At 59.1% G+C, this 5,824-nt stretch carries 7 protein-coding genes; 5 read left to right on the forward strand and 2 right to left on the reverse strand.

The genetic code is table 11. From position 1 onward, the window contains the following. Positions 1 to 3 precede the first annotated feature (3 nt). A complete protein-coding gene (locus tag FEM54_RS22420; protein ID WP_017137214.1) occupies positions 4 to 324 on the reverse strand; it encodes a DUF2288 domain-containing protein in 321 nt (106 codons plus the stop codon). After that, positions 321 to 527 carry a hypothetical protein gene (locus FEM54_RS22425; protein WP_138453093.1) on the reverse strand — a complete coding sequence of 69 codons (207 nt, stop codon included), beginning with the start codon at positions 525 to 527 and terminating at the stop codon, positions 321 to 323. The genes FEM54_RS22420 and FEM54_RS22425 overlap by 4 nt, the downstream gene beginning before the upstream one ends. Positions 528 to 665: 138 nt before the next feature. Here FEM54_RS22425 and FEM54_RS22430 point away from each other — a divergent pair, with 138 nt between their 5' ends. The 5 genes from FEM54_RS22430 to FEM54_RS22450 all read left to right on the forward strand — a co-directional run bounded on the left by FEM54_RS22430 (position 666) and on the right by FEM54_RS22450 (position 5,662). Beyond that, positions 666 to 1,793: a branched-chain amino acid ABC transporter substrate-binding protein gene (locus FEM54_RS22430; protein WP_017137213.1), complete on the forward strand. Its 1,128-nt coding sequence runs from the start codon at positions 666 to 668 to the stop codon at positions 1,791 to 1,793. A gap of 228 nt (positions 1,794 to 2,021) precedes the next feature. Then, the gene (livH, locus tag FEM54_RS22435; RefSeq protein ID WP_017137212.1) at positions 2,022 to 2,945 is read left to right on the forward strand and encodes a high-affinity branched-chain amino acid ABC transporter permease LivH; all 924 of its coding nucleotides are present in this window, start codon (positions 2,022 to 2,024) and stop codon (positions 2,943 to 2,945) included. Further along, positions 2,942 to 4,195, forward strand: a complete 1,254-nt coding sequence (locus FEM54_RS22440; protein WP_138453095.1) for a high-affinity branched-chain amino acid ABC transporter permease LivM — start codon at positions 2,942 to 2,944, stop codon at positions 4,193 to 4,195. The genes livH and FEM54_RS22440 overlap by 4 nt, the downstream gene beginning before the upstream one ends. Next, entirely contained in the window at positions 4,192 to 4,959 is a 768-nt protein-coding gene (gene livG / locus FEM54_RS22445) for a high-affinity branched-chain amino acid ABC transporter ATP-binding protein LivG (protein ID WP_017137210.1), read from the forward strand. Before FEM54_RS22440 ends, livG begins: the two co-directional genes overlap by 4 nt. A 1-nt stretch (position 4,960) precedes the next feature. Beyond that, on the forward strand, positions 4,961 to 5,662 hold the full coding sequence (locus FEM54_RS22450) for an ABC transporter ATP-binding protein (protein WP_017137209.1): 702 nt from the start codon (positions 4,961 to 4,963) through the stop codon (positions 5,660 to 5,662). The last annotated feature ends 162 nt before the right edge of the window (positions 5,663 to 5,824 follow it).

The following is a 5,824-nucleotide window of genomic DNA, read 5'->3' on the forward strand; positions in this document are numbered from 1 at the left end:
CCTTTATAGTGCGAGCCTTTCTTGCGCCGCCCTTTCCTGGATCAGAATCCACGGCGAAACCACGACCGCCCACAGGCTCGGATCACGCTCAACCAAGTCCAACGCCCGCGTCGCAGACACTTCGCCAAGGCTCCCTGCGGCCAGCCAACCAGCGACTTTGTCGCGGTTATCCTCGGCCATTCCTTCGGCCGCTTCGATCAAATCCAGGCCAGCGTCGACCCACAATAGGGCACCCTTGGCAAAGAACGGTTCAAGCTCCTTCCAGGAAATTTCGGCGGTTTCACCGAGCAGCTTGGCATAGAGGGTGCTAGGTTCTTGCGTCATGGGAATTCACCTGAAGAAAAAATCGGCGCAATCATAGCGTCAGGCGTCAGGCAGAAAAACCCAGTTGCAAATGAGGCACCGAACGAAAGTGTCAGGAAAGCCAAGGATTGCCCGAAACTCTGGCATAAGCCCGCCGCAATTCTGTCTTTTTCTTTCATTAAAGCGACACACCCAAGGTTTGCCCCCAGCAGCCAGCTTTTCAAGCGATCAACCGGCGCTCTACACTGTACCGGTACAGTTGCCAGGGCAATGCCGGGGGGATATCCGCGATATCTGATCCGGTTCTGCAGCTCACAAGGCCGCTAGAACTATAAAAAATACAACAGTAAGAGTGGAGCACTATGAATAAGGCTACTAAGCAGATTTCCAAACTGTTTGCCGCTATGGTCCTGGCTGGGGTTGCCGGCCATTCGTTCGCAGCCGACACCATCAAGATCGGTATCGCCGGGCCTAAGACAGGTCCAGTGACGCAATACGGCGACATGCAATTCATGGGTGCCAAGCAGGCAATCGCTGACATCAACGCCAAGGGCGGTGTCGACGGCAAAATGCTTGAAGCGAAAGAATACGACGATGCGTGCGATCCAAAACAAGCCGTTGCCGTAGCGAACAAAGTGGTCAACGACGGCGTCAAGTTCGTGGTCGGTCACCTCTGCTCCAGCTCCACTCAGCCAGCGTCCGACATCTATGAAGACGAAGGCGTGATCATGATCACCCCGGCGGCTACCAGCCCGGAAATCACTTCCCGTGGCTACAAGCTGGTGTTCCGTACCATCGGCCTGGACAGCGCCCAAGGCCCAGCGGCCGGTAACTACATTGCCGACCACGTGAAGCCGAAAGTCGTTGCTGTTATCCACGACAAACAGCAGTACGGTGAAGGCATCGCCACCGCCGTCAAGCAGACCCTCGAGAAGAAAGGCGTGAAAGTCGCCCTGTTCGAAGGCATCAACGCTGGCGACAAAGACTTCGGCTCGCTGATCCAGAAGCTCAAGCAAGCCAACGTCGACTTCGTCTACTACGGCGGCTACCACCCAGAGCTGGGCTTGATCCTGCGCCAGGCCAAGGAAAAAGGCGTGAACGCCAAGTTCATGGGCCCAGAAGGTGTGGGTAACGACTCCATCTCGCAAATCGCCCAGGGCGCTTCCGAAGGCCTGCTGGTTACCCTGCCGAAATCCTTCGACACCGACCCGGCCAACAAGGCCATCGTTGAAGAGTTCACCAAGAACAAGCAGGACCCAACCGGTCCGTTCGTGTTCCCGGCCTACTCGGCCGTTGAAGTGATCGCCGGCGGTATCGCCGCCGCGAAAAGCGAAGACACCGCCAAAGTGGCTGCTGCTATCCACGCCGGCACCTTCAAGACCCCAACTGGCGACCTGAGCTTCGACGCCAAGGGCGACCTGAAGGACTTCAAATTCGTGGTCTACGAATGGCACTTCGGTAAACCAAAAACCGAAGTTTCCCCTCAGTAAGCCAGGCGTTACTGGTCCAACAAGCCCACTGTGAGAGCAGTGGGCTTTGTTTTACGAGGTTTATGGGCCATGTCACCCGCGATCCGGGCGCTGGCTCACCTGAAAATCTTAAAACCGTCACCAGCGGTTCGCTGGCAAACGCTTCGTGCAACCTGATCACAGAGCAGGGCACCGAGCCGGAAATGACTCCACCAGTGAAATGCGTATCGGGTTTTTAGGAGCGCTGTAATGCCTGAGATCTATCATTTTTTCCAAACGCTGGTTAACGGCATGACCGTTGGCAGCACCTATGCCTTGATAGCCATTGGCTACACAATGGTTTACGGCATCATTGGAATGATCAACTTCGCCCATGGCGAGGTGTACATGATTGGTTCCTACGTGGCCTTCATCGCCCTTGCCGGGCTGGCCATGCTGGGTATCCATTCCCTGCCGCTGTTGATGACCGCTGCGTTCCTGGCATCGATCGTCGTGACCAGTGCTTATGGCTACAGTATCGAGCGCGTCGCCTACCGCCCCTTGCGTGGCAGCAACCGTTTGATCCCGCTGATTTCCGCCATCGGCATGTCGATTTTCCTGCAGAACACTGTATTGCTGTCCCAGGACTCCAAGGATAAGTCCATTCCCAACCTGATTCCGGGGAGCTTCTCCTTCGGCCCAGGTGGCGCACAAGAAGTGCTGATTTCGTACATGCAGGTGCTGGTTTTCGTCGTCACCCTGGTGGCAATGCTCGGCCTGACCCTGTTCATTTCCCGCTCCCGTCTGGGGCGCGCCTGCCGGGCCTGCGCCGAAGACATCAAGATGGCCAACCTGTTGGGCATCAACACCAACAACATCATCGCCCTGACCTTCGTGATCGGTGCCGCACTCGCAGCCATTGCGGCGGTGCTGCTGAGCATGCAGTACGGCGTGATCAACCCCAACGCCGGTTTCCTGGTAGGCCTCAAGGCTTTTACCGCAGCGGTCTTGGGCGGTATCGGCAGTATTCCGGGCGCGATGCTCGGCGGGCTGGTGCTGGGTGTGGCTGAAGCCTTTGGCGCCGACGTGTTCGGCGACCAGTACAAGGACGTCGTGGCGTTCGGCCTGTTGGTTCTGGTGCTGTTGTTCCGTCCGACCGGCATCCTGGGCCGTCCGGAGGTTGAGAAAGTATGAGCAGATATCTTAAATCGGCGTTTTTCAGCGCCTTGCTGGTCTGGGCCGTGGCCTTTCCGGTACTCGGCCTCAAGCTGAGCATTGTCGGCATCAACCTGGAAGTGCATGGCACCGGTCCCGTGACCCTGACCATCATCGCCCTGTGCTCGGTGCTGATGTTCCTGCGTGTGCTGTTCACCCAGCAGGTCGGTGCGTTGCTCAGGGGCAACCGTGGCCCGTTGGTGTCGCCCAAGGTCAGCCAATTCCTGACCCTGCCGCGTACCCAGCGCTACATCATCATCGGGCTGATCGTGGCCGCGTTGATCTGGCCGTTCTTCGGCTCCCGCGGTGCCGTCGACATCGCCACCCTGATCCTGATCTACGTGTTGCTGGGCCTGGGCCTGAACATCGTAGTCGGCCTGGCCGGCCTGCTCGACCTCGGTTATGTGGGTTTCTATGCCGTGGGTGCCTACACCTACGCGCTGCTCTCGCACTACCTGGGCTGGGGCTTCTGGATCTGCCTGCCACTGGCCGGCATGGCCGCCGCTACATTCGGCTTCCTGCTGGGCTTCCCGGTGCTGCGCCTGCGCGGTGACTACCTGGCGATCGTGACCCTGGGCTTCGGTGAAATCATCCGGCTGTTCCTGCGGAACCTTACCGATATCACCGGTGGCCCCAACGGCATCAGCAGCATTCCCAAGCCAACGTTCTTCGGGCTGACGTTCGACCGCACCGCAGCCGAAGGCATGCAGACCTTCCACGAATACTTCGGGATCGACTACAACCCGGTCAGCAAAGTGGTGTTCCTGTACCTGGTGGCGTTGTTGCTGGCATTGGCGGCACTGTTCGTGATCAACCGCCTGCTGCGCATGCCGATCGGCCGCGCGTGGGAAGCGTTGCGCGAAGATGAAATCGCCTGCCGTGCATTAGGCATGAACCCGACCGTCATCAAACTCTCGGCATTCACCCTGGGGGCAACCTTCGCCGGTTTCGCCGGCAGCTTCTTCGCCGCGCGCCAAGGCCTGGTGACCCCGGAGTCGTTCACCTTTATCGAGTCGGCGATCATTCTGGCCATCGTGGTACTGGGTGGCATGGGCTCGCAGCTGGGCGTGATCCTGGCGGCGATCGTGATGATCCTGCTGCCGGAAATGATGCGTGAGTTCAGCGAATACCGCATGTTGATGTTCGGCGCCATGATGGTGCTGATGATGATCTGGCGCCCTCAAGGTCTGCTGCCGATGCAACGCCCACACATGGAGCTGCGCAAATGAGCCGCGAGATCCTGAAAGTCGAAAACTTGAGCATGCGTTTTGGCGGCTTGCTCGCGGTCAACGGCGTGGCCCTGACCGTCAAAGAGAAACAGGTTGTGGCGCTGATCGGCCCGAACGGCGCCGGCAAGACCACGGTGTTCAACTGCCTTACCGGCTTCTACAAGCCGAGCGGTGGCAGCATCCTGCTGGATGGCCAACCCATCCAGGGCCTGGCCGGTCACGAGATCGCCCGCAAGGGCGTGGTGCGTACCTTCCAGAACGTGCGCTTGTTCAAGGACATGACGGCGGTCGAAAACCTGCTGATCGCCCAGCACCGGCACTTGAACACCAACTTCTTTGCTGGCCTGTTCAAGACCCCGGCGTTCCGCAAGAGCGAGCGCGAGGCCATGGAATACGCGGCGTACTGGCTGGACAAGGTCAACCTCACCGAGTTCGCCAACCGCCCGGCCGGCACCCTGGCTTACGGCCAACAACGCCGACTGGAAATCGCTCGCTGCATGATGACCCGCCCGCGGATCCTGATGCTCGACGAACCGGCCGCCGGCCTGAACCCCAAGGAAACCGAAGACCTCAAGGCGCTGATCACGGTGCTGCGTGAGGAAAACAACGCCACGGTGCTGTTGATCGAACACGATATGAAACTGGTCATGAGCATTTCCGACCACATCGTGGTGATCAACCAGGGCACGCCATTGGCCAACGGTACGCCGGAGCAGATCCGCGACAACCCGGAAGTGATCAAAGCCTATTTGGGGGAAGCGTAAAATGCTGCAATTCGAAAACGTTTCCACTTTCTACGGCAAGATCCAGGCGCTGCACAGCGTCAACGTGGAAGTGCGCCAAGGTGAAATCGTCACGCTGATCGGCGCCAACGGTGCCGGCAAGTCGACCTTGCTGATGACCCTGTGCGGTTCACCCCAGGCCCACAGCGGCAGCATCCGCTACATGGGTGAAGAACTGGTGGGCCAGGCTTCCTCCGAGATCATGCGCAAGAGCATTGCCGTGGTGCCCGAAGGCCGTCGTGTGTTCTCGCGCCTGACGGTGGAAGAGAACCTGGCCATGGGCGGGTTCTTCACCGATAAGGGCGATTATCAGGAGCAGATGGACAAGGTGCTGCACCTGTTCCCACGGCTCAAGGAACGCTTCAGCCAGCGCGGCGGCACCATGTCCGGCGGCGAGCAGCAAATGCTCGCCATCGGCCGGGCGCTGATGAGCAAGCCCAAGCTGTTGCTGCTCGACGAGCCTTCACTGGGCCTGGCACCGATCATCATCCAGCAGATCTTCGATATCATCGAACAACTGCGCAAGGACGGTGTAACGGTATTCCTGGTGGAGCAGAACGCCAACCAGGCGCTGAAAATCGCCGACCGCGCCTACGTGCTGGAAAACGGCCGGGTGGTGATGCAGGGCACCGGGGAGCAATTGCTCACGGATCCGAAGGTGCGTGAAGCCTATCTCGGTGGCTGAGCCATTGAGGTAACAAAAAAACGGCCTTCGGGCCGTTTTTTTATCGCGGTTCAAAGCGTCGCGACCAACTCCCCCTTGCCCGCGCGCTGGCCGGCCAGCATCAATGCCCCGCCCAATAGCAACAAGCCCGCCGCCAGGAAGATATACGCGCCGTACACATCC

It is taken from the genome of Pseudomonas edaphica (assembly GCF_005863185.1).
GTDB lineage: Bacteria > Pseudomonadota > Gammaproteobacteria > Pseudomonadales > Pseudomonadaceae > Aquipseudomonas > Aquipseudomonas edaphica.